Source organism: Streptomyces sp. NPDC003077, assembly GCF_040611095.1.
In the GTDB taxonomy this organism is placed as follows: domain Bacteria; phylum Actinomycetota; class Actinomycetes; order Streptomycetales; family Streptomycetaceae; genus Streptomyces.
In genome coordinates this window covers 1-21,704 of sequence record NZ_JBEXNM010000098.1, presented here as the reverse complement: position 1 = coordinate 21,704, position 21,704 = coordinate 1, and the positions used below count along the sequence as shown (strand labels likewise).

At 72.7% G+C, this 21,704-nt stretch carries 19 protein-coding genes; 13 read left to right on the top strand and 6 right to left on the bottom strand.

The genetic code is table 11. The features are described 5' to 3' along the window. Positions 1 to 143 precede the first annotated feature (143 nt). The 3 genes from ABZX96_RS35635 to ABZX96_RS35625 form a co-directional block, all read right to left on the bottom strand. Positions 144 to 542: a hypothetical protein gene (locus ABZX96_RS35635; protein ID WP_355552958.1), complete on the bottom strand. Its 399-nt coding sequence runs from the start codon at positions 540 to 542 to the stop codon at positions 144 to 146. After that, positions 542 to 2,266: a cytochrome c oxidase subunit I gene (gene ctaD / locus ABZX96_RS35630; protein ID WP_355552984.1), complete on the bottom strand. Its 1,725-nt coding sequence runs from the start codon at positions 2,264 to 2,266 to the stop codon at positions 542 to 544. The genes ABZX96_RS35635 and ctaD overlap by 1 nt, the downstream gene beginning before the upstream one ends. Before the next feature lie 382 nt (positions 2,267 to 2,648). Beyond that, positions 2,649 to 3,779: a phosphotransferase gene (locus ABZX96_RS35625; protein WP_355552955.1), complete on the bottom strand. Its 1,131-nt coding sequence runs from the start codon at positions 3,777 to 3,779 to the stop codon at positions 2,649 to 2,651. Positions 3,780 to 4,107: 328 nt separating this feature from the next. Here ABZX96_RS35625 and ABZX96_RS35620 point away from each other — a divergent pair, with 328 nt between their 5' ends. The 4 genes from ABZX96_RS35620 (at position 4,108) to ABZX96_RS35605 (ending at position 9,621) form a co-directional block, all read left to right on the top strand. Continuing rightward, positions 4,108 to 4,380, top strand: coding sequence for a hypothetical protein (locus ABZX96_RS35620; protein WP_355552953.1), 273 nt, complete (start codon positions 4,108 to 4,110; stop codon positions 4,378 to 4,380). A gap of 724 nt (positions 4,381 to 5,104) precedes the next feature. Then, positions 5,105 to 6,361: an MFS transporter gene (locus ABZX96_RS35615; protein WP_355552981.1), complete on the top strand. Its 1,257-nt coding sequence runs from the start codon at positions 5,105 to 5,107 to the stop codon at positions 6,359 to 6,361. 404 nt (positions 6,362 to 6,765) lie between these two features. Beyond that, on the top strand, positions 6,766 to 8,709 hold the full coding sequence (locus tag ABZX96_RS35610; RefSeq protein WP_355552950.1) for a nucleotidyltransferase domain-containing protein: 1,944 nt from the start codon (positions 6,766 to 6,768) through the stop codon (positions 8,707 to 8,709). Positions 8,710 to 8,784: 75 nt separating this feature from the next. Beyond that, on the top strand, positions 8,785 to 9,621 hold the full coding sequence (locus ABZX96_RS35605; RefSeq protein ID WP_355552947.1) for a TauD/TfdA family dioxygenase: 837 nt from the start codon (positions 8,785 to 8,787) through the stop codon (positions 9,619 to 9,621). A gap of 210 nt (positions 9,622 to 9,831) precedes the next feature. Here ABZX96_RS35605 and ABZX96_RS35600 read toward each other — a convergent pair whose 3' ends face one another. Both ABZX96_RS35600 and ABZX96_RS35595 read right to left on the bottom strand, forming a co-directional pair. Next, a complete protein-coding gene (locus tag ABZX96_RS35600) occupies positions 9,832 to 10,587 on the bottom strand; it encodes a hypothetical protein (protein WP_355552944.1) in 756 nt (251 codons plus the stop codon). Between the two features lie 216 nt (positions 10,588 to 10,803). After that, entirely contained in the window at positions 10,804 to 11,400 is a 597-nt protein-coding gene (locus tag ABZX96_RS35595; protein ID WP_355552941.1) for a TetR/AcrR family transcriptional regulator, read from the bottom strand. 124 nt (positions 11,401 to 11,524) lie between these two features. Between ABZX96_RS35595 and ABZX96_RS35590 the strand changes: the two genes are divergently transcribed. From ABZX96_RS35590 to ABZX96_RS35550, 9 genes are all read left to right on the top strand, one after another. Next, positions 11,525 to 11,986: a nuclear transport factor 2 family protein gene (locus ABZX96_RS35590; RefSeq protein ID WP_355552938.1), complete on the top strand. Its 462-nt coding sequence runs from the start codon at positions 11,525 to 11,527 to the stop codon at positions 11,984 to 11,986. A gap of 218 nt (positions 11,987 to 12,204) precedes the next feature. Continuing rightward, positions 12,205 to 12,969: a helix-turn-helix domain-containing protein gene (locus ABZX96_RS35585; protein WP_355552936.1), complete on the top strand. Its 765-nt coding sequence runs from the start codon at positions 12,205 to 12,207 to the stop codon at positions 12,967 to 12,969. 113 nt (positions 12,970 to 13,082) lie between these two features. Then, a complete protein-coding gene (locus ABZX96_RS35580; RefSeq protein ID WP_355552933.1) occupies positions 13,083 to 14,375 on the top strand; it encodes a cytochrome P450 in 1,293 nt (430 codons plus the stop codon). Between the two features lie 333 nt (positions 14,376 to 14,708). Then, entirely contained in the window at positions 14,709 to 14,834 is a 126-nt protein-coding gene (locus tag ABZX96_RS35575) for a lasso RiPP family leader peptide-containing protein (RefSeq protein ID WP_355552931.1), read from the top strand. A gap of 14 nt (positions 14,835 to 14,848) precedes the next feature. Further along, positions 14,849 to 16,732 carry an asparagine synthase-related protein gene (locus tag ABZX96_RS35570; protein WP_355552928.1) on the top strand — a complete coding sequence of 628 codons (1,884 nt, stop codon included), beginning with the start codon at positions 14,849 to 14,851 and terminating at the stop codon, positions 16,730 to 16,732. Positions 16,733 to 16,868: 136 nt separating this feature from the next. Continuing rightward, positions 16,869 to 17,138: a lasso peptide biosynthesis PqqD family chaperone gene (locus ABZX96_RS35565; protein ID WP_355552925.1), complete on the top strand. Its 270-nt coding sequence runs from the start codon at positions 16,869 to 16,871 to the stop codon at positions 17,136 to 17,138. Positions 17,139 to 17,486: 348 nt separating this feature from the next. Beyond that, complete coding sequence (locus ABZX96_RS35560) at positions 17,487 to 17,912, top strand: lasso peptide biosynthesis B2 protein (RefSeq protein ID WP_355552922.1); 426 nt, start codon at positions 17,487 to 17,489, stop codon at positions 17,910 to 17,912. Positions 17,913 to 17,992: 80 nt separating this feature from the next. Continuing rightward, a complete protein-coding gene (locus ABZX96_RS35555) occupies positions 17,993 to 18,958 on the top strand; it encodes an ATP-binding cassette domain-containing protein (protein ID WP_355552978.1) in 966 nt (321 codons plus the stop codon). 40 nt (positions 18,959 to 18,998) lie between these two features. After that, positions 18,999 to 19,862 carry an ABC transporter permease gene (locus ABZX96_RS35550; protein ID WP_355552919.1) on the top strand — a complete coding sequence of 288 codons (864 nt, stop codon included), beginning with the start codon at positions 18,999 to 19,001 and terminating at the stop codon, positions 19,860 to 19,862. A gap of 161 nt (positions 19,863 to 20,023) precedes the next feature. Here the strand turns inward: ABZX96_RS35550 and ABZX96_RS35545 are convergent, their stop codons facing one another. After that, entirely contained in the window at positions 20,024 to 21,205 is a 1,182-nt protein-coding gene (locus ABZX96_RS35545) for a thiolase family protein (protein WP_355552916.1), read from the bottom strand. Between the last annotated feature and the right edge of the window lie 499 nt (positions 21,206 to 21,704).

Here is a 21,704-nt window from a genome sequence, read left to right as displayed (position 1 = left end):
GGGCGGCGCGCACGGGCGGGGCCGCCCGGGCGCGGGGGCCCGGGGCGGCCCTCGGGGGGGGGGGGGGTGCGGGGGGGGCGGTGTGCGGGAGACTCCCGCCCGCCCTCTCCCCCCACCGTTCCTTCTGCGCCCCTCAGCGCTTCTCAGCGCGCCGACACCAGCGTCAGCGCGCACACGAACAGGGCCACGGCGCCCAGCAGCGTGGCCACGCCCGCCCGGACGAGGCGGCGGCGCAGCGTCTCGTACCGGGCGGTGTACTCCTCGCGCAGTTCCTCGCAGCGGTCGGCGATGGCGCGCAGCACCTGCCGGGCCACGACGAGGCGCTGCTCGCGGTACAGCCGGGTGACCTCCTCGCGCTGGGCGGTGGTCAGCCAGGGCATCCGGTCGGCGAACTCCTCGGCCTCCGCCCGCGCCCGGTCCCGTTCGGCCTGCCACAGCAGGTAGCCCTCGACGCGGGCGATCCCGCGCGCCGTGTCGTGCGCGTCGTGGGCCGGCAGCACGGCGCCGTTCCCGGCCGCCTCCCGGCCGTCCTCACCCGGCATCAGCTGCTGCTCCCGCCCCCGCTCCGCGGCCCGCGGTCGCGGTCGCCCTCGCCTTCGGGGGAGTCGATGACGTCCCGCTGCCCGGTGGCCTCCTTCTGGTCGAGGACGGCGATGCCGGGGTGGTGGAAGTCGAAGGCGGGCGCCTCCGAGCGGATGCGCGGCAGGGTGACGAAATTGTGCCGGGGCGGCGGGCAGGACGTGGCCCATTCGAGCGAGCGGCCGTATCCCCACGGGTCGTCGGCGTCGATTTTGGCGCCGTACTTCGCGGTCTTCCAGACGTTGTAGGCGAAGGGCAGGGTGGACAGGCCCAGCAGGAACGAACCGGCGGTGGAGAACGTGTTGAGCGCCGTGAAACCGTCGGCGTCCAGATAGTCGGCGTAACGGCGGGGCATACCGTTGGCACCCAGCCAGTGCTGGACCAGGAACGTGCAGTGGAAGCCGACGAACAACGTCCAGAAGTGGATTTTGCCCAGCCGTTCGTCCAGCATCTTGCCGGTGAACTTCGGCCACCAGAAGTGGAATCCGGCGAACATGGCGAACACGACGGTGCCGAAGACCACGTAGTGGAAGTGCGCCACCACGAAGTAACTGTCGCTGACGTGGAAGTCCATGACGGGCGAGGCGAGGATGACGCCCGTCAGCCCGCCGAAGAGGAAGGTCACCAGGAATCCGGTGACCCACAGCATGGGCGTCTCGAACGACAGCGAGCCGCGCCACATCGTGCCGATCCAGTTGAAGAACTTCACCCCGGTGGGAATGGCGATGAGGAACGACATGAAGGAGAAGAACGGCAGCAGCACCCCGCCGGTGACGAACATGTGGTGCGCCCACACGGTGAGGGACAGCCCGGTGATGGAGATGGTGGCCCCGATGAGCCCGACGTAACCGAAGACGGGTTTGCGCGCGAACACCGGAATGATCTCGGTGACGACTCCGAAGAACGGGAGCGCGATGATATAGACCTCGGGATGGCCGAAGAACCAGAACAGGTGCTGCCACAACAAGGACCCGCCGTTCGCGGGATCGTAGATGTGCGCCCCGAATTTCCGGTCCAGTTCCAAAGCGAACAGGGTGGCGGCCAGCACGGGGAACACCAGCAGCACCAACACGCTGGTCAGCAGCACGTTCCAGGTGAAGATCGGCATCCGGAACATCGTCATCCCGGGCGCCCGCATGCACACGATCGTCGTGACGAAATTGACCGAACCCAAAATGGTGCCGAACCCCGACAGCGCCAGGCCCATCACCCACAGATCACCGCCCGACCCCGGCGAGTGCATCTGGTCCGACAGCGGGGTGTAGGCGAACCAGCCGAAACTCGCCGCGCCCTGCGGCATGACGAACGAACTCACCGCGACCAGCGAGCCGAAGAGGTAGAGCCAGTACGACAGCATGTTCAGCCGGGGGAACGCCACGTCGGGCGAACCGATCTGCAAAGGCATGATGGCGTTGGCGAAACCGGAGAACAACGGCGTCGCGAACATCAGCATCATGATCGTGCCGTGCATCGTGAACGCCTGGTTGAACTGTTCGTTCGACACGATCTGGGTACCGGGACGGGCCAGTTCCGACCGCATCGTCAGCGCCAGCAGCCCACCGAAAATGAAGAAGAGGAACGCCGTCACCATATACAGGGCGCCGATTTTCTTGTGATCGGTGGTGGTCATCCAATCGACCAGCACCGCGCCCACGCCGGGTTTGCGCGGTGGACGCTCCTGCGTCAGATCCGGCTGCGCCGTCTGCGTCGCCACTTCCACACCTTTCCCACCCGCCAGGCGTACGGCGCGTGGCGGGGCGCCCAGAACTCCTATATGACATGCGTCCCAGGTGCCTCGTGCCTCGCGTGCCCTCCGAGAACCGGTTCCGCTCCTCAGTTGGTATCGCACACCGGCGAGGAGAGGCCCGCATTACCCTCTTTCGTGGGCGTGGGGCGGCAAGTTCGGAAACGGACGGCGAAAGCGGGAAGAAAGGCGGGACGGCAGAACTCTCCGGGTTCCCCGGAATCGGGCGGGGAGTTCCGCCGTACGGGGGAATTCACGGGCCGCTTCCCCCAGGGCGAGGTTTTCACGGGGCCGAGGGCACCCGGGGCGTGCGAAATCCGCAGGATCAGCCCAGACGGGATTCCAGCCCCGCCGTGAGCCGGGCGACGGCGTGGGTGTAGCGCCCCGAGCGGCGGTCCTCGGGAGTGCCCCGCCGGGTCCGGAAGTGCAGCGAGGACAGGAAGCGCTCGTACACCTCCCAGGCGTCACGCCGGATCTCCAGGTCGGCCAGGGCGTCCGGGCCCTCCGGGCCGTCCGAGTCGGCGCACCCGCCATCCGCCGCCGCGCCGGTCCGTTCCGCCGCGACCCGCCGCAGGTACTCCACCAGCAGGCCCCGGATCCGGCGGCGGTCCAATGGCACGTACCAGGGCGGGGCCGCCACATAGCCGCCGATATAGGCGAGGTCCTGCGCCGGGTCGCCGATCTCGGCCCACTCCCAGTCGATGTACCGCGGCCGGCCGGCTCCGTCGACCAGGACGTTCGGTACGACGAGATCACCGTGGACGAGGACGAACCGCTCCAGCCGCGCGAACGCCGGGGCCGCCGCGCCGACGAAGGCCACGACCCTGGGCAGCAGCCGGGACACCTCGGGATCGGCGAGCACGTCGGGGCGCGCCTCCCGCCACCAGGAGAGGCCGTCGGCGAGGTCGTCGGTCAGCGACACGCCCGGCCGGGCCGGAGAGGGGTGCGGCGACGCCGACCCCGGAGTCTCGCGTGCCGGGGGCGCGTCGCCGGGCGCCGCGCCGATCGGTCCGCGGCGGTCGTGGATCCGGCCGTGCAGCCGGGCCATCTGACGGACATGGGCGGTCAGAAGACGGTCGTCCCACGCCTGCGACGGCCGCTCCCGCCCTGGTATGTAGCCGGTCACCAGGTACGGCGTGCCCAGTGGGTTGTCCTCGTCCGCTTCGAAGCGGACCGGCGCGGGGCCCATACCGTCCGGCACGGCGGAGAGGGCGGCGAACTCCTGCCCCATGGGCCGCGGCAGCTCGGACACCGGGCGCCGGGGGACCCGGAGCACCAGCGGCACCGCCGCGCCCCCGGTCAGCAGCCAGGCGGTGTAGCTCTCCCCTTGGCCGAGCAGCCGGACGCGCACGCGCGCGCCGGGGGACGGATGCGGCAGTCCGAAGCGTTCGGGGGCCTCCCGGACCAGGGCCGCGAGGGCGGCGGCGGATTCCGGTGCGGCCGAGAAGTGACTCATGGGTGACGTCCTGTGAGAACGAGATCTCGAAGAGGGGCGAGGGGGCGAGGGAGGAAAGAGGCGAGTGGAGCGAAGGAGCGAAGGAGCGAAGGGCCGAGGGGTCGAAAGAACAGGGGGAACAAGGACTCGAAAACAGCGTCCCGCCCTTCCGGCGACCCCAACCCCGCCACCGGCTGCCAACTTCCGGAAAGCGCGAAAGCGCCCAGGCTCACGAGGCCGCCGGCCCCGGGAGGCGCACAGGCCCCCGCCCCGGCCGCCCGCTGTGTTCCGGCAGGCGGAACGGGGTACCCGGCGCGCGCACGAGCCGACGAGGCCGGAGGTACGCACGATGGAACAGCCGAAGCCGGAAGAACCGCGCCCCGAGGCGATGGGCCGCCCCGCCAAGGAGCCCGAGTCGCACACCGAGGACACCCGCGCCAAACGCGGCCGGGTGGTGCCGGGTACCGCGAGCGCCCTGGAGGGCTATCAGGCGGAGAGCGGGACGGCACACGGTGACGCCCTGGAGGGCCTGGAGATCTCGCCGGAGGAGAACCGGGAGCGCAAACAGGTCCACCGGCGCCACGTACGCCCGAGCCGGAAGCCGGGCGACGAGAAAGGGTGAGCGAGCGGGGCCGGGGATACGTCGTGCGGCACCGGCCGGCCATCACCCAATGGGCTTGAAACCCTTGCCTCCGGCGATCCCTGTCGCCCCGTCCGGGTAACGCGGCACTCCGCACCCGTGGTACCACGGCAAAGGCACCCTGCGATGCCACGACAAAGGCACCCCGTGGTACTACGGCGAAGCACGCCGCGATACCACGGCGAAGGCACGCCGTATTCCGTTCCCGGCAAAGCGGCATTCCCATCCGCCGTAATCCGTCCGGCGTCATCCCGATACGCCCGTCCGGCCTAATCATCCCCCGGGGAATGGCCGGTGTAATGGAGTCCGCCGGTGGCCCCGGCTCTCCATGAGGCGCAGGATATGAGGACGGTGGCGGGCAAAGACACGCGGCGCGCCCATCGCACTACGTCGTGGGGCTAATTCCTTCCCGTGCGCGGTGCGGCTTCGGGCACCTACGCGCCGCGCGGTGCGCCACCATTCCAGATCGATTCCACGGACGCACGGCCGTGACGGCGAGGGAGAAGCCGAGACAGAGGCGACCGCGAAGGCGAAGAAGGCGAAGCGAAAGCAGGCGAAGGGGAAAGCGGCGTCGGCCGCGTTTCCCCGGCTCGTCCACAGCGCATGCACCGAACCGTCCAAAGGCTCCCCGGCCGCCGCACCGTGCCCCGCCGAGACCGGAGGCACAGGCACTGTGACGCAAACATCGGGACCGGCCCCCGCGGCGCTGCCGACCACGGACGCGAAGGGCGAGCGCCGCGCGGCGCGGGGCATCTTCGACTCCCTGCGGAACCGCAACTACCGGCTGTTCGCCATCGGGCAGGCGATCTCCAACACGGGTACCTGGATGCAGCGCATCGCCCAGGACTGGCTGGTGGTCGAGCTGACCGGCTCGTCCGTCGCCGTCGGCGTGACCATCGCGCTCCAGTACCTCCCCATGCTGCTGTTCGGGATGTACGGCGGACTGCTCGCGGACCGCTTCCCGATGCGCAAACTGCTGCTGATCACGCAGTCCGCCCTGGGGCTCACCGGGCTCGCCCTGGGCGCCCTCGTCCTGTCCGGGCAGGTCCAGGTGTGGCACGTCTACTTCCTGGCGGGCGTGCTGGGCGTGGTCACCGTCGTCGACAACCCCTCCCGGCAGGCGTTCGTCGCCGAGATGGTCGGTCCCGAGGACCTGCGCAACGCCGTGAGCCTGAACTCCGCCAACTTCCAGTCCGCCCGGCTCCTGGGCCCCGCCGCGGCCGGCGTCACGATCACCGCGGTCGGCAGCGGCTGGGCGTTCCTCCTCAACGGCCTGTCGTACGTGGCGCCGCTCGTCGGGCTGCTGCTGATGCGGACCGGCGAACTGTACGAGTCCGAGCGCGCGCCCCGCGGGAAAGGCCAGGTCAGAGAGGCGTTGCGATACGTCGCCAGGGACCCGGACCTGCTCTGGCCGATCGTGCTGGTCGCGTTCGTGGGCACCTTCGGCTTCAACTTCCCCATCTGGCTGACCGCGTTCGTCGTCCACGTCTTCCACGCGGGCTCGGGGACGTACGGCCTGCTCAACTCCCTCATGGCGGCGGGCGCGCTGGTCGGGGCGCTGTGGGCGGCCCGGCGCACCACCTCGCCCCGGCGGGTGCTGATCGGCTCGGGGCTGCTGTTCGGGGTGCTGGAGATCTGGGCCGCGCTCGCGCCCGCCCTGTGGGTGTTCGCCGCGCTGCTCGTCCTGGTCGGCATGGTGGGGCTGACGGTGACCGTCACGGCCAACGCGCACGTCCAGACGACGGCCGACGCCGCGATGCGCGGACGGGTGATGAGCCTGTACAAGATCGTGTTTATGGGCGGCACGCCGCTGGCCGCGCCGCTGGTGGGCTGGATCACCCAGACCTGCGGCGCCCGGGTCGGTTTCCTGAGCGGGGGGCTGGTCTCCCTCGGGGCGGCGGCGGCCGTCGGTCTGCTGCTGGCCCGCGCTCCCATGGAGCGGGAGGACGGCGTACCGGTGTGACGGCGTGGCCGGAGAGCGCGCCGTAAGCCGCCGGGGAACGGTCCGTAAGACGCCGGAAAGGCACCGGAGAAAGCCGCCGGGAAAGCGCGCCCGGTACCGCGCCTCTGCCGAATACCCGGGGCTTTCGCACGGAACCAGCGGAGTGAACGAGACGGGCCGATTCCCTGACACCGGCCGGAAATCCCCGGAATGAAAGTAAGCCGTGCCTATGCTCCTCCTTAACTCATGATCGGTCCGTGTCATCGTCCGAACAAGTGATTCGCGACATGCCGGGCAGCCGTTCCCGGGAATGCGGGTAGGCATCCGCGCGAACACGTCCGAGGCGCATCCGCCCCCGGCCGCACAGGTCACCTGACGTGTCGGACGCGATGGCGTGGCGATCGGAAAACAGCGGAGGAGAGAGCATGTCCGAGAACCTGCTCACCGAGGCCGGGACAGCGACCCGAGTGATCGCTTTCAGCGGTTCCGAGGCGGTGGGGAAGAAGACCCACGCCCGTATACTGGCTCGCCGGGCCGCTCCGCTGATCGAGTTCTCCTCGTCCGTGGACAGATACGACCCCCGGTGGGCGGCCATCAAGGAAAACGGCGTGCCGGACTGGTGGTTCCGGCGCGCTTCCCTCGAAGAATTGACGGACGTCCTCGCCTGTTCCTATTTGACGCGCGCGCAAACACCCCGGACCGCGCCGATCCGCTGTGTGGACCGCGGTATTCCGCTGCTGGAAGCCACCGTGGCGGCCACCGTCGCCGTCCGCGAGAAACGCGATCCGGCGCGCGCCGCGGAGCGGGCGCACGAGTTGCTGGAACCGTTCCGCGCCGACCTCCGTGCGGTGGAGGAGACCGAGTACGGCATCCTCCTGCTGCGCGCCCAGGATTCCGCCGCCGACCCCGGCCACGCGGCGCTGCCCTCGCACGGGCGCGCGCTCTACCAGCGGTGTCTTGAGGACCAACTGCGCCGGCTCGCCGCGGCGGACCGGTTCGGCGCGACCGTCGTCGTCGGCGACCGGCCGGTCATCGCCGTCCAGGACGACGTGCGCCGCCGGCTGCACGCCTGGAACGACGCCGTGCCCGAGCGCGCGCTCGCCGACGTCCAGGTCCTGGCGCTCGGCGGCCCGTCCGAAAGCGGCCGGAACACCGCCGGCGAATACCTGCGGACCCGCCGCGGTTACGCCCGGTTGACCATGGATTACCTCCTGGAGGAGGCGGGGCGCCGGACACCGGACGGCACCGGCGCGACATCGTCCGACGCCGTCACCCGGGCGGAACTCGTCACCGACAGCCTCGACCGCTATTGCACCGCGCACCCCTTCCTTGACCGCGTCTCCATCGAACCCTTTCCCGACGACGAATCCGCCGCGGCCCTGCACCGGATCCTGGGACCCCAACTCCGCGTCATCCGCCCGGAAACCCCGCGCGAGAACACGGAAAGCCCGCGCGAGAACGCGGAAACCCCGCGCGAAATCCCGGAAAAGCCGTCGGCCACCTCCGCCCAGGGCGACACCGAGCACGGCGATATCGTGATCCGGCCCCGCGCCGGTGTCACACCGGCCGGGACCACCGCGTTCCCCACCCCGGATTGGGCGCGCCTGAGTCTGGAACGCCGGCTGGACCGCATCGCCCTGGACAAGGTCTGGACGTTCCGGCGGCCGAAACCGGTGCCGGTCGACGCTTTGGGGCTTCCCGTCCGGCTCCAGTCCTATCTGTCCGCGCTCATGGCCCGGCTCACCGGAACACCGCCCCTCGTCGACCTCCTCGCGCTCACCGGAAGCGTGGCCAGGAAGAAGTACCAGCACGGCTGGAGCGACCTGGACGTATTGGTGCTCGCCGGGCAGGACCGGCTTTCCCCGCTGCGGCGCGCACTGGCCGAATTGGAGGACGAACTGGGTGGCGTCCGGATGGGCGTCACGGTGCTGACCCAGGACGAATTCCGGGTGGGCGCCCTGCCGTCACGCCTGATGCACGTCCTCACCCTCAGCGGCATGGCTCCTTTGTGGTGCAGTCCGGATCTCGACCTCCCGGTGCCGGACGCGGGTACGTACCTGGCCGCCAGCATGCGCGACGGCGTTCAGGCCGCCATCGGAATTCGCCGGCAACTTCTGCGCGACGACCCCGACATGCGCACGCTCTACAAATCCACCGCACTCCTGGCGAAAATCATGCTGCGCATGGAGAACGGCGCGGAATACCCCGCCGACGACGACGCCATCGTCGCCTTCCAGCGACGGGCTTCGCACGGCGGGTCGGAATGGCTCACCGACGTGCGGCACAACCAGCGGGAAGCCGAGGAAATGGCGCACGTCGTGCTGAAAAGCTGGCTGTCCACCGTCGCGGCTCCGGTGGAGGCCGTATGAACGGCGCCCGCTCCCGTCCCCCGGCGGACGCGTTCCGCCACCGTCAATGCCCATGTTGGGAGGCCCCTCGCCGTCATGGAGGTTGTTGAGACCGTTCGCCGCCCGTTCGACGCCCGCCTTTCCCCCGCCGTACAGACCGTGGAGGTTCCCTGTGTCCGCCGGATGACGGCGGACCAGTGCGCCGAGATGGTCGAGGCGTTCAACCGCCACGGATTCGTCATCCTCCGGTGCCGGGACCGCACCGACAGCCGCCGGGATCTGCTGGAGCTCAAACGGTATTTCGGCCGTTCCACCCCGCACCCGCGGGCGGACGAGGAGGGGGTCGTCGCGATCAACCCCTTCAAACGCGTCGCGGGGTTCCTCGGCTCCACCCGCGCCGAGCACCTGCTGCACACGGACGGCGCGTTCCGTGACGACCCCGAGAAGATCATCACATTGCAGTGCGTGACCCCGGCCGCCCGCGGCGGACTGTCCGTCCTCGCCAGCGGCCAGGCCGCCTACGAACACCTGGAGCGGAGGTTCCCCGGCGGGATCAAGGGCCTCACCGAGCCCGACGCGCTCACCATCACCCGCACGACGCAGTCGAGCACCCAGCCCGTCTTCCGGCGCGACCACGGCACGTGCTCCATCAAGTTCCGGATGGAGGACGGGGTCTCGGAGGTGGTCCCGCGCTCCGACGTGCGGGACCAGTTCCGCGAACTGTGCCGCTTCTTCACGGCGCCGGAGAACCACCTCCGGTTCCGGCTGGAGGCCGGTGACGTGCTGATCGGCGACAACTGCGCCATCCTGCACGGCAGGACCTCGTTCGCCCCGGACGAGCGGCGCGACGTGCGGCGCCTCAACTTCGACGCCTCCGGCCCGCTGTGCGATCGGATGGTCTTCGGCTTCCGCCCGGAGTGCCACGGCGGGTGAGGAGCCGTGGGCACCACGGTGGCGAAGAGCCGTGCGCACCACGGCGGAGGCGGCACCGCCGCCGTGGGCGTCACGGTGAAGAAGAGACACCGCCGGCCCGGCCCCGCACACCCACCGGGCGCGGGCCGGCGGACCGGGGTGGGGGACCGGGGCTCCCCGGCCCTCGAAACCGGGCCCGCCGCTCGCTCCCGGGCGGCGGGCCCGCCCTTCTCACCGCCGGAATCCCCGTGTCAGCTTCCGCAGCGTGGCGCCCAGCCGGCTGAACAGCCCGCGACGGCGCCGGGGCGTCCGGATCTGCCCGGCGGCCCGCCAGGCGGCGGCCTGGTCCACCATCGCGCTCAGGCTCCGGTAGAAGGCCGAGGACCGGTCGGCCCCGTCCAGGTCGCACCACGTCAGGAGGTGCGAGAGCACGCCGTCGTACTCGTGGAACGGCCGTGGTTGCAGGTGGGAGGTCAGCTTCTCGCGGACCATCCGCTGCCGCTCGGCGGACAGCCCGGAGGAGGGCAGTTCGCGCACCAGCCGCTGCCCGTTCGCGACGACCAGGCCGACGAAGGCGTCCCGCTGCTGACGGCCGGTGTTCCGCAGCCGGGCGTTCTGGAAGTCCTCCTCGCGCCCCGGCGTCTCCTCGCGGACCCGTTGGCGTTCTGCGGTGGAGAGCGCCGGGGCCGGGAAGTTCAGCATCTCGGAGTCGTACGCCTGGTCCACCGCGACGTGCGTGAGCTCGTGGACCAGCACGGCCAGGTGATCGGCGCGCGTCATCTGTGCTCCGTGGGCGTAGGAGACGGCGTACCGCCCCTGCCCGAGCCCCCGGGTGTTGCCCCCGGTCCGGCCCGTTGTCCGGGCGAAGTCGACCTGGTCCAGGTGCCGCAGCAGTTCCCCCATGAGTGCGGTGACGTGCGGGTCGCGGGTCTCTCCGGCGTAGTCGCGCAGGAGCTGCCGGTCCTGCGCCGTGCTGTCCTCGGTCATGGGTGACCTCCGTAAGGAGAGCGGTGGGGCGCCGGTGCCGCAGGCCGGGCCGGCGGCACCCGGGCGCGGGGGACGCGTCCCCGGCCGTCAGTGTGCTGACCCACGGCCCGGGGGCGGTATACGCAAACCCGCCGCGCGCCGGGCGCCGAGGACGGCCCCGCCGAACGGCGCACACGGAAGAAGCCCGGCAAGGGGTCCCGAGGGGCCCCGGCCCTCTCACCCCTTGTCCACGTCGCCGTTCCGTCGGCCGGCCGTCGCCGCCCGCGTGAGCGTCTGTGCCGCCGCGCGGGCGTGCCCGACCGCCGCCGGGTCGCCGCCGATCGCGGCGGTGGTGATCGCTCCGTCGACCAGGAGCGTCAACTGCTCGCCCAGCGCCGCCGGGTCGGCCGCGCCGGCGTCCTGGGCCAGGGTGGTCAGGTACTCCCGGACGGCCTGCTTGTGGTCGCGGGCGGCGCGGGCCACGCCGGGCGCGACGGCGCCCAGTTCGCCGAAGGTGTTGACGAACGCGCACCCGCGGAAGCCGGGCCCGGCGCACCACGCGTGCAGCCAGTCGAAGACGGCCAGGACGCGGTCCCGCGGTGCGCCGGCGTCGCGGAGGACGTGGGTGGCCAGCGCCGCCCGCCAGCGGGTGTCGCGGCGGCGCAGCCAGCCTTCCACGAGGTCGTGCTTGGAAGGGAAGCACTGGTAGAGCCGCTTCAAGGAGACTCCCGAGGCGGCCCGGATGTCGTCCATGCCCACGGCGTGCACGCCGCGCGCGGAGAACAGCTCCTCGGCGGCGTCCAGCAGCCGCGAGCGTGCCTCGTCCTGGTCCATGCGTGCCCTCCCGTCACCGATCGCGCTTCCGTTGAGAACGCTCGTTCTCTAGAGTAGCGCGAGCGAGGAGAACGTGCGTTCTCCTCGTGTCCGCCTCCGTTGGCCACGAGCAGAGGAGCCCGTCATGACAGCACCCCGCCCCCCGTTCCCGCCCTTCGACGAGGAGACCGCGCTCCGGAAGGTGCGGGCCGCCGAGGACGCGTGGAACACCCGCGACCCCGAGCGCGTCGCGCTCGCCTACACCGAGGACTCCGTCTGGCGGAACCGCGACCGGCTCGTCACCGGCCGCGCGGAGATCGTGGACTTCCTGCGCGAGAAGTGGTCCCGCGAGCGCGACTACGCGCTGCGGAAGGAGCTGTGGTCCTTCGGGGGCGACCGGATCGCGGTGCGGTTCCAGTACGAGTGGCACGACGGGGCGGGGCGGTGGTGGCGCAGTTACGGCAACGAGCTGTGGGAGTTCGCCGGTGACGGGCTGATGCGGCGCCGCGAGGCGAGCATCAACGACCTGCCCATCGCCGAGGAGGAGCGGCGCATCTTCGGCCCGCGGCCGGAGGGCGGGCCGGTGGCGGGGCTGCCGGTGTGGTGACGGCGTGCCGGGAACTCGTCAACTCGTGTGCTCCCATGCGCGGTTGGGGCCGTGTCCGGCCCGGGCGCGTGGCCGGAAAACGCCTGTCCGCCGACGGTTCCCGCGACGTACGTTGACTCCGTGACCGGATGTCGAATCCGGTCACGGAGTCAGGGCCCGGTCGCCGTCCCAAGGGACGGTCGGCTCACGGGGCGTGCGGGCGGGGAGGGAGACAGTCCGTGGATCACACGGAAAGAGGCGAGCGGATACTCCGGGTCGCGCGGGAGCTGCTGCTCGCCTGGGGCTACCAGCGCGTCACCATCGACGACATCGCGCGGCGCGCGGAGGTCGGCAAGGGAACGGTCTACCTGCACTGGAAGACCAAGGAATCGCTGTTTCTGAGCGTCGTCCTGGAAGCGAAGATGCGCGGCCACCGCCGCCAACTGGAGCGGTTGCGCGCGGACCCCCGGGAGATCCTGCTCAGCCGGATGATGAGCGGCGCCTTCCTGGACACCGCGGGCGATCCGGTGCTGCGCGCCCTCTACCTCGACGACGGCGACGTGCTCGGCCGCCTCAACGGCGTGGCCAAGAAGGAGTACGCCGAACTGATCGAGGAGACACACGGATGCCTCCGCCGCCAGCTGGAGATCCTGCGTGATCACGGCCTGGTGCGCACCGACATGGAGGTGGCGCACCAGCACTACGCCCTGCTGGCGATGTCGTCCGGCTTCTTCTCCGCCGAGGTGCTGCTCGCCGACCGCGCCCCGGACACTCCTGAGGTGCGGGCCGGGCTCCTCGCCCGCACGGTCCACGACGCGCTGGAGACCCCGGCCGCCCCCGCGCCGCCGTCGGGCCCGGACGGTACCCGCGGAGACGGCCCGGAGGATGCCGCTTTGGACGAGGCCACCGCGGCCCTCACCGCCGCGGCGCCCGAGATCGTCGCCCTGTACGAGCGGATCCACGAGGCCGTGCAACAGGAGATGCGCCGGCACCTCCGCGCCTGACGGACGTCCCGTCGGGCGACGCGCGCCCACGGCGAACCACCCCTGCCTCGGGCGCGACACCCCCTCGGAAACCCGGACACGTACCACTCACCTCACTCACCAGGAGACCCACGATGTCCGCTTCTCCCGCTTCCTCCGCCAACCCTCTCCAGGCCCACGTCGGCAAGCACCCGGACGAGCCCAACATCATGGACCCGCGGTTCGTCGAAGACCCGTTCCGCGGCTTCGGTGAGATCCGCGAGCAAGGCCCCCTGGTCCGGGGCCGGTTCGTGGACGACAGCCCCGTCTGGTTCGTGACCCGCTTCGACGACGTGCGCCAAGTGCTGCGCGACCCGCGCTTCGTCAACAACCCGACCACGATCTTCGGTCCGGACGCCGAGGACCCGGTGACCCGGACGCTGGAAATGCTCGGCATCGCGCCCGAGTACCGCGTCTACATGCGCAGTTCCATCCTCAACCAGGACGCCCCGGACCACACCCGGCTCCGCCGCCTGGTCTCCCGGGCGTTCACCGCACGGAAGATCATGGACCTCCGGCCGCGCGTCGAGCGGATCGCCGACGACCTCCTGTCCCGGCTCCCCGGGCACGCCGAGGACGGCGTGGTGGACCTGATCGCGCACTTCGCCTACCCGCTGCCGATCACCGTGATCTGCGAGCTGGTGGGCATCGACGAAGCGGACCGCCCGCAGTGGCGCCAGTGGGGCACGGACCTGGTGTCGATGGAACCGGAACGGCTCGGAACGACGTTCCCGGCCATGATCGACCACCTCCACACGCTGATCGGGGAGCGGCGCACCACGCTGACCGACGACCTGCTCAGCGACCTCATCAAGGTGCACGACGACGACGGCGCGCGGCTGAGCGACGTGGAACTGGTCACCCTCGTCCTGACGCTGGTCCTGGCCGGCCACGAGACCACCGCCCACCTGATCGCCAACGGCACGGCGGCGCTGCTGACCCACCCCGACCAGCTCCGGCTGCTCAAGGAGGACCCGGGCCTCATGCCGCGCGCCGTCCACGAGTTGATGCGGTGGTGCGGCCCGGTGCAGGCGACGCAGGTGCGGTACGCGTCCGAGGACGTCGAACTCGCCGGCACGCGGATCAAGAAGGGCGAGGCGGTCGAGGCCGTGCTGGTCTCCGCCAACTACGACCCCCGGCACTACACCGACCCGGACCGCCTCGACCTGACCCGCCACCCGGAGGGCCAGGCCGAGAACCACGTCGGCTTCGGCCACGGCATGCACTACTGCCTGGGCGCCTCGCTCGCCCGCCAGGAGGGCGAGGTGGCGATCGGCAAGCTGCTGGCGCGCTACCCGGGGGTCTCCCTGGCGGTCGCGCCGGACGAGCTGGAGCGCGTCCCGCTGTTCGGCACCTGGCGCCTGAACCGGCTGCCGCTGCGCCTGTGAGACGACGGGGGCGCGGGGCGTCCGAGGCCGGGTGCGGGCCTCGCGGTCACCGCCGACGGATCCCACGCGTCCGGGGCCGGGCCGGTGGCGAAGGCCGCCCGGCCCGGTCGGCGCACTCCCGACGCGCGCCGGTGCGCGAGCCGGGAGTGCGCCCGCAGCATCCAAGGCGAGGGGCGGTGAAGGGGAGTTCCCCCGTGCTTCTCTTGCAGCATGAAGTGTGGTTTGTGCCATTTGCTCACTGATCGGTCTTTCGTGGCTTCCGTGCCCGGGCACACCACGGGCAACGGCGGTGCGGACGGGTCGCACCGTCCCCGCACGAAGGAGGATTTCCTCATGGAGCAGCAGGCCATCGAGGTGTACGAGCCGCCGACGATGGTGGAAGCCGGTGAATTCACGGAGGTGACGCTCGGCCCGGTCAGCCGGGGCATCGTCGACTCCTACAGCTACTACCGGTCCTGAACGGGGAACACGCGGTGCCGGGCGGCGCGTGGTTCGTCGTCCTCCCGGACGGGGAGGGCGCCCTTCCCGCGTCCCGCGCCCTGCGCCCGCTGGCCACGAGGGTCATCCCGCACGCCTCCGGGCGGCCGTGGCTGATGGGCCGCTGGCCCGCGGAGGCGCTGACGCTCGCGGCGGCCGGCGACGCCCGCGCGGCGGTGGTCGGCACCTGCCCGGCCACCGCCGCCGTGCTGCGGGACCGGCTGGGCCGGGCGCGGACGGCGGACGAGGCCGGCGCGGTCGCCGACGGCCTGCCGGGCTGCTTCCACCTGGCGGCCTCGGTGGCCGGACGGGTCCGCGTCCAGGGCACGCTGGCGGCGGTCCGCCGGGTGTTCCACACCCGCGTCCAGGGCACCGCCGTCGCGGCCGACCGGCCCGAGGTGCTGGCCCGCCTGACCCGCGCCGCGTGGGACGAGGAGTGGCTGGCGCTGCGGCTGACCGGGGCGACGATGCCCTTCCCGCTGCACGAGAGCGTGCCCTGGCGCGGCGTGCGCGCGGTCCCCGCCGACCACTGGCTCGACCTGCGCCCGGACGGCCACGCCACCGAACGGCGCCGCTGGCGCGCCCCGGAACCGCGCCTGACACTGGCCGAGGGCGCGCCCGCGGTGCGCGAGGCGCTCGCCGACGCGGTGGCGGCACGGGTCGCGGACGGCGGGACGGTCAGCGCGGACCTCTCCGGCGGCATGGACTCCTCGTCCCTGGCGTTCCTGGCCGCCCACGGTCCCGCCGACCTGGTGACCTACCGCTGGGCCGAGCGCGACGCGGGCAACGACGACGCCCGGTACGCCGGCCTGGCCGCCGCCCGGCTGCCCCGCGCCCGGCACCTGGTGGACCCGGTGGAGAGCGGGCCGGCGATGTTCGCCGGGCTCGACCCGCGCACCGCCGCGAACGGGGCGGAAGCCGGGGAACCGTTCGGATGGATCCGCAGCCGGGCCCGGGTCGCGCACGTCGCCCGGACCGCCGCCGAGGCCGGCTCGCGGCTGCACCTGGCCGGGCACGGCGGGGACGAACTCTTCCGCCCCGGCGGCCACACCCACCTGCACGACCTCGTCCGCAGCCGCCCGCTGGCCGGCTGGCGGCAGGTACGGGCCTACCGGATCATGGCCCGCGGCTCCTGGCCGGCGACGCTGCGGGCGCTGGCAGACCGGGACGACCCGGCCCGCCAAGTGACCCGGAGAGCCAGGGAACTGACCTCGCCGCACCCCGATCCGCGCCCCGGCGTGGAGGCGGCCTGGGTGCCGCCGCTGCGGATGCCGCCGTGGGCGACCGCGGACGCGGTGACCGCGGCGCGCGCGGTGCTGGAGCGCGCGGCGGCCGGGCCGGTCCCGCCGCTGGCACCCCGGCGGGAACAGCACGAGGTGCTGCTGCTGGCCCGGTGCACCGGCGTGATCGCCGGCCAGGCCGAGCGGATCAGCGCCGCGGCGGGCGCCCGGCTGACCCTGCCCTTCCTCGACGACGAGGTCCTGCACGCGGCGCTGGCGGTCCGGCCGGAAGACCGCAACCGCCCGGACCGCTACAAGCCGCTCCTGGCACGGGCGATGCACGGCCTGCTCCCCGCGCCCCTGCTCGACCGCACCACCAAAGGGGAGTTCAGCGCCGACTTCCACCAAGGGCTGCGGCGCCACCGCGCGGACCTGCTCGACCTGGCGGGGGAGTCCTACCTGGCCCGGCACGGCCTGATCGACGTCGCCGCCCTGCGCGCGGCACTGCTGCGCCCGCACCCCACCGCGCGGACGCTGGCCCCGCTGGACGCCACGCTCGCCTGCGAGGTGTGGCTGCGCGCCGCGGCGGCGCCGCCGTGGGACGCGCCCGAACCGTCGGCGGCCCCCTGCGGGGCCGCGCGAGACCGTTCCCGACCGTGATCCCTCCCTCTCGACCGTTCGGCCCACTTCACGGGGTGCCGGACTTCCGGCCCCCCTTCTCGGCCACCGCCCTTACGACCCACGCCCCCTTCTCCCGTTCCCGCGTCTCTCCCCCCTCCCTCCGAAGGCGTCCCCCATGACCGATCCTCCTTTCTCCCTCCACGACCACGTGACCGCCGCCGAGACCTCCGACGGCATGGTGCTCCTCGACCGGCGCACCGGCAGGTACTGGCAGCTCAACACGACCGCCGCGCTGATCCTGCGGGCCCTCCTCGACGGCACCTCCCGCGAGAAGGCCGCCCTCTTCCTGACCGACCGCCACCCGTCCGCCGCCGACCGCGCCGCCGCCGATGTGGCCGCCCTGGTACGGGCCCTGCGGGACGCGGGGCTGACGGCGGGGGAGTGAGGCTCCGGGGGGCTTCGGCGGGCTGCTGCGTCGGTGGGCCTTGGTGGGCCTGGGCGGGGTCTGAGGGGGTCCGATGGGGTCTGACGGGGCCTCCGATGGGTTCCGACGGGACCTCCAATGGGTTCCGATGGGGCCTCGTCCGGCGACCGGGTGACGCCGCCCACCCGTCGCTCCTCCGGTACTCCTCGCCCGGCCCCGCCGTACTCCTCCCGCTGCCCCGCCGCACTCCTCCCGTACTTCTCGCGGGGTTCCGTCGCACTTGTCCCGTACTGCTCGTGCGGGGCCCCGCCGCATCTTTTCCGTACTCCTCCCGCATCCCTCCCGTACTCCGGTGAAGGACCCGAACCCATGAGCCACGACGTCACCCTGGCCCCCCGCCGTCCCCTGCCCGCCCGGCGCTGGCCGGCCGCGCTGCTGGCCGTCACCGCCGCCCGACTGCTGGCCACCCGCTCCCCGCACCGCATCGCCCGGACCCTGTGCCTGCTGCGCACCGGCGCGCCCCCGGCGAGCGTCCCGCAGGCACTCGACGCCCGGCGCGCCGTCGTCAGAGTCAGCCGCCGCTGCGCCACCGACCAGGGCTGCCTGCAACGCTCGCTGGCCACCACCCTGCTGTGCCGGCTGCGCGGCACCTGGCCCACCTGGTGCACCGGCGTGCGCACCGAACCGTTCAGCGCCCACGCCTGGGTCACCGTCGGCAGCCGCCCCATCGGGGAGCCGCAGGCCGCCGACCACTACACGCCGGTGCTCACCGTCCCGCCGGCGGGGACGCCGTGACCACCCGGCCGGCCGCCCACCCGTCCGGGGCACCCGGCGGTGGCCCGGGGCCGCGCGCCCGCGCGTCCGGGCCCGTGCCGGTGGCCGGCCACGAGCCCTTGGCCATCCACGCCCGCGGGCTGGCCAAGTCCTATCCCGGCCACCACGCCGTGCGCGGCATCGACCTGTCCGTCCGCCCGGGGGAGGTCTTCGGGTTCCTGGGGCCCAACGGAGCGGGCAAGTCCACCACCATCGCGCTCCTGTGCGCCCTGGCCCGGCCCACCGCCGGGCACGCCCGCGTGGCCGGCGCCGACGTGGCCACCCAGCCGCGGGACGTCAGGCTCCGCGTCGGGCTGCTCCTGCAGCACACCGCGGCCGAGCCCCACCTGACCCTCGCGCAGAACCTGTACGTGCACGCCCGGATGCACCAGCTCTCCCGGGCGCGCGCCCGCGCCCGCACCGCCGAGGTGCTGGCCCTGGCCGGGCTGACCGAGCGGCGCCGCGACAAGGTCCGCACCCTCTCGGGCGGATTGCGCCGCCGCCTGGAGATCGCCCGCGCCCTGCTGCACCAGCCCCGCGTCCTGTTCCTGGACGAACCCACCACCGGGCTCGACCCGCACGCCCGCGCCCGCGTCTGGGACCACCTGGTCCACCTGAGCGCCCGAACGGGCACGACCTGCTTCGTCAGCACCCACCACCTGGAAGAGGCCGAGCGCTGCGACCGGCTGGCCATCATGGACCACGGCCGCGTCGTCGCCTGCGGCACCCCGGACGGCCTCAAAGCGGCCGTGGGCCACGACCGCCTCCACCTGCGCACCGCCGACGACCGCGCCGCGTCCGCCGCCGCGCGCGAGGACCTGCGCCTGGACCCCGTGGCCGGGCCCGACGGCGGCCTGGCCTTCCGCGTCCCCGCCGACCCGGCCACCGTCCCGCGGCTGTGCGCCGCCCTGACCGCCCGCGGCATCGGCGTGCACGCCCTGACCGTCACCCGGCCCGGCCTCGACGACGTCTTCTTCCACCACACCGGGCGCAGCATCCGCGCCGGACAGCCGGAAACGGAGCCCTGACCCGGGCCCGGCCCCCGCCCGCACCCATGAGGACCCCACCGTGACCGTTCCCGCCTCCACCGCATCCCCCGACCGGCGCGCAGCCACCCCGACCCGCGGCGCCGGCCCACTGGCCCGGGAACTGCGCACCGTGTGCGGCCTGGTCCACCGCGACCTGCTGCGGCTCGTCCGCCAACCCGTCCAGGCCGGGCTGATGCTCGTCCAGCCGCTGATGTTCCTGCTCAGCCTCGGTGGTGGGCTGGGCGCCCTCATCCCCGACACGGCCACCGGCGGCGATTACCGGACCTTCCTGTTCCCCGGCATCCTCGTCACGGCGCTCCAGACGTCCTCCATCGGCGTCGGCGTCCGCCTGATCGCCGACCGCGACAGCGGCTACCTGCGTGAGACGCTCATGTCCCCCGCCCGTCGCGGCACCGTACTGACGGGACTCTGCCTGGGCGGCACGGCCGTCGCCACCGCCCAGGGCACCGTGCTCCTCGCCTTCGTGGGCACCTCCGCGCTGCCCTACGCCCCCACGCTGCTGGCCGGCCTGTTCGCCCTGATGCTGCTGACGGCCTTCACCCTCGCCGCCCTGTCCTGCCTGCCCGCCGTCGTCATCCGCAGCCTGGACAACTTCCACATCCTGCTCAGCCTGGCCATGCTCCCGCTGGTGTTCCTCTCGGGCGCCTTCTTCCCCCTGTCCGCCCTGCCCGGCTGGCTGCACCCGCTCGCCGCCCTCAACCCCGTGGCGTACAGCGTCGACCTGATGCACCACTGCGTGCAGCACCACGCCCCCACCATCACCCCCGCCGTGCTCGACTGGGGCGGCTGGACGCCGCCCGGCGCCCTCGAAGTCGTCACCCTGCTGGTGCTCGACGTGCTGGTGCTCGGCTTTGCCGCTCGTCGGCTGGCCCGGCCTGGGTGATGCGGGGGGCGGGGGTGGGTCCGCGGCTTGGTTTTGCTGGTGCTCGGCTTTGCCGCCCGTCGGCTGGCCTGGACCGGGTGATCCGGTGGGCTGGACGGGGCCGCGGCTTCCTTGGTGCCGTTCTCACCGTCGGAAGGGCGCCGCCCCCGGGAGTGCCGTCGCTACCGTTCCAGGACGAGGGCCAGTCCCTGCCCCACGCCGATGCACAGCGCGGCGAGACCGGTGCCCGTACCGGCGGCGGCGAGCTGGTGGGCGACGGCCCCGGCGAGCCGGGCGCCGGACGCGCCGAGCGGGTGGCCGATGGCGATGGCGCCGCCGCGCGGATTGACCACGGCGGGGTCCAGTTCCGGCCAGGCCGCCAGGCAGCCCAGCGCCTGGGCGGCGAAGGCCTCGTTCAGCTCGAAGGTGGTCAGGTCGGTGAGGCGGCGCCCGGCGCGGTCCAGCGCGCGCCGCACCGCCTCCACCGGGCCGAGTCCGAAGAACTGCGGCTCGATGCCCGTGACGGCCGACGCGCCGATCCGGGCGAGGGGATCGCGTCCGACGGCCCGCAGCCCCTCCTCGTCCACGAGCAGCAGCGCGGCGGCGCCGTCGTTGAGCGGGGAGGCGTTGCCCGCCGTGACCGTGCCGTCCGCGCGGAAGACGGGCTTGAGCCGGCCGAGCGCCTCCAGGGAGGTGTTCTCCCGTATCGTCTCGTCGCGGGTCAGATCGGTGCCCGGTACCGGCACCACCTCCCCGTCGTAGGCCCCGTCCTTCCACGCCCGCGCCGCCTTCTCGTGGCTGGCCAGCGCGAAGGCGTCCTGCGCGGCCCGGGTGACGCCGTGCCGGTCGGCGATCAACTCGGCGCCCTCGCCGAGCGAGACCGTCCACTCCTCGGGCATCGCCGGGTTGACCATGCGCCAGCCCAGCGTCGTCGAGTACATCTCCTGGTGACCGGTGGGGAAGGCCCGCTCCGGCTTGGGCACCACCCAGGGGGCGCGGCTCATGGACTCCACGCCGCCGGCGATCATCACGGAGGCGTCGCCCAGTGCCACCGCGCGGTAGGCCTGGATGACCGCCTCCAGCCCGGAACCGCACAGGCGGTTGACGGTCGCCCCGGGCACCGTGACCGGCAGCCCGGACAGCAGGACGGCCATCCGTGCCACGTCGCGGTTCTCCTCGCCCGCGCCGTTGGCGTTGCCGAACACGACGTCGTCGATGCGGGCCGGATCCAGCCGCGGCGTGCGCGCGACGAGCGACCGCACGACGTGCGCGGCCAGGTCGTCGGGGCGCACGCCCGCCAACGCGCCGCCGTACTTGCCGATCGGGGTGCGCACCGCGTCGACGACGTACACGTCCTTGGCCATGGCAGATCCTTTCCGGCGGCGCTCCGCGGGCGGGGCCGCGCGGGTGGCGAGAACGCGCCGGTGCGCCGGCGCCCCCGCCTGTGGTGAACGGGCGTTCACATTCGCGTTCCCGAGTCTGATCGGGGGGTTGGGGGATGTCAACGGGTGCGCCCGTCCGCCATTTTCAGCCTGTCCGGTGTTTGAGGACGTGGTGACGGGACCAGCGACGGGTCGCACTTGCCCTGATGGCGTCGGGTGGCAGGGCCAGCCGCACATTCTGGGGCCGGGCCCGCACTTTCCAGCCTGTCCGGCGTTTGAGGACGCGGTGACGGCACCGGCGACGAGTCGCACCCGTCCGACGGCGTCACGAGGCACGGCCTGCCGCACATCCTGGGGCCGGGCCCGCACTTTCCAGCCTGTCCGGCGTTTGAGGACGCGGTGACGGAAGCAGCGACGAGTCGCACCCGTCCGACGACGTCACGAGGCACGGCGTGCCGCACATCCTGTGGCCGAGCGCGCG